At 54.1% G+C, this 1,606-nt stretch carries 1 protein-coding gene and 1 pseudogene; both read right to left on the reverse strand.

Annotation, left to right across the window (positions count from 1 at the left end; all coding sequences use genetic code 11):
- Positions 1-1,319 (reverse strand): RNA polymerase factor sigma-54 (locus PROAA_RS08425; RefSeq protein ID WP_186410924.1); only part of this gene is annotated, 1,319 nt, incomplete at its 3' end.
- A gap of 77 nt (positions 1,320-1,396) precedes the next feature.
- Positions 1,397-1,606 (reverse strand): annotated as a pseudogene (locus tag PROAA_RS08430) (LPS export ABC transporter ATP-binding protein); the annotation flags it as partial.

Here is a 1,606-nt window from a genome sequence, read left to right on the forward strand (position 1 = left end):
TGACTATCGGAGAGAGGTCTCTTCTGCTCTTCGGATCCAATTAGTTGCTTGAGCAATGCACGGATCGCCGTTGCCGAGCAGGCGCCGCCGGTTTCAGTGGCGACATGACTGCCAAAAAAATACTTCAATTCGAATATGCCGCGTGGCGTTGCCATGTATTTTTGTGTCGTTACCCTGGATATGGTCGATTCATGCAAGCCCAGAAGGTCGGCAATTTCACGTAGAACCAGCGGCCTCATGGCGACTTCACCATGATCGAAAAACTGCCGCTGACGATCAACTATAGACTGCGCTACTCTGAGGATCGTGTCAAAGCGTTGTTGTACGTTTTTTATCAGCCAGCGCGCTTCCTGCAACTGTCCAGCGAGTCCGGAGCCGCGCTGCTTGGAGAGAATCTGGGCGTACAAGCTGTTGATGCGCAGGCGAGGAAAGGCGTCGGAGTTGACGTTGACTGTCCACTGGCCACGCAATTTTCGCACTACGACGTCGGGAGTGATGTATCGTGCATCAAGTGCTGCGTATTTTGAGCCAGGTCGAGGGTTGAGGCTGCGTATGAGCGACTGGGCCAGACGCAATTGTTCGTCGTCGCATTCGATGAGCTTTTTGAGTTTGACAAAATCGCGATTGGCAAGCAGATCGAGGTTGTTGCGTACGATATTCAATGCGAGGGCCTGCGTGTCATCCGCCGGTTGCGTTTCCAGTTGAAGTGCAAGGCACTCTGCGACGTTGCGAGCGCCAACACCGGTTGGCTCGAAGCACTGCAAGTGGTTGAGGGCAATCTGCAATTCCTCAGGTTCGATCTCCAGTTCAGCAGGCAATGTTTCTGCCAGATCCTCAAGCGACTGGGTCAGGTAGCCATCGTCGTCAAGTGCTTCGATCAGGCATTGCACCAAGGTACGGTCACGGTCGGGAATACTCATCAAACCGAGCTGCGCTGTCAGGTGCTCGCGCAGCGAGGTGGTCGCGACCTGAACGTCCTGATAGTCGCCGTCATCATCGTCAAACGATCCGGAAGAGGAAGCGCTTTGGTAGTTGCTATCTTCTTCATCACCGAGCCAGCTTTCATCGTCGGCTGAGGAGGTCGCCGTATCCGTTTCGTTCACGGATGCTTCAGCAGTGTCGGAATCGGTGTCATTGGTGCCGGGCAAGGGCGGCGCGTATTCCTCTTCCATGCGTTCGAGAAGAGGATTTTCCTGCAGGTATTTTTCGAGTTCCTGCTCGAGTTCGAGCGTCGACAGTTGCAGCAGACGTATCGACTGCTGCAACTGAGGGGTCAGTGCAAGATGCTGCGAAAGCTTGAGCTGGAGGGATGGTTTCATTTACGGAGCCTGAGCGGCCGCCGTTTCGCGGGAGGGCAACTCGTTTCGTTCCGGGATTTTAGGTGCAAGCGGCAGGGTCAAAGGCGGAAATTCTCGCCCAGATATACCTTGCGAACGTTTTCATTATAAATGATTTCATCAGGCCGGCCAGCGGCGAGAACGCTGCCGTCGTTGAGGATATAGGCATGGTCACAAATGCCCAGGGTTTCGCGGACGTTATGGTCGGTAATCAAGACGCCGATGTCGCGCTCTTTGAGAAAGTGAATGATTTTCTGGATATCCAGCAC

The organism is Candidatus Propionivibrio aalborgensis, assembly GCF_900089945.1.
In the GTDB taxonomy this organism is placed as follows: domain Bacteria; phylum Pseudomonadota; class Gammaproteobacteria; order Burkholderiales; family Rhodocyclaceae; genus Propionivibrio; species Propionivibrio aalborgensis.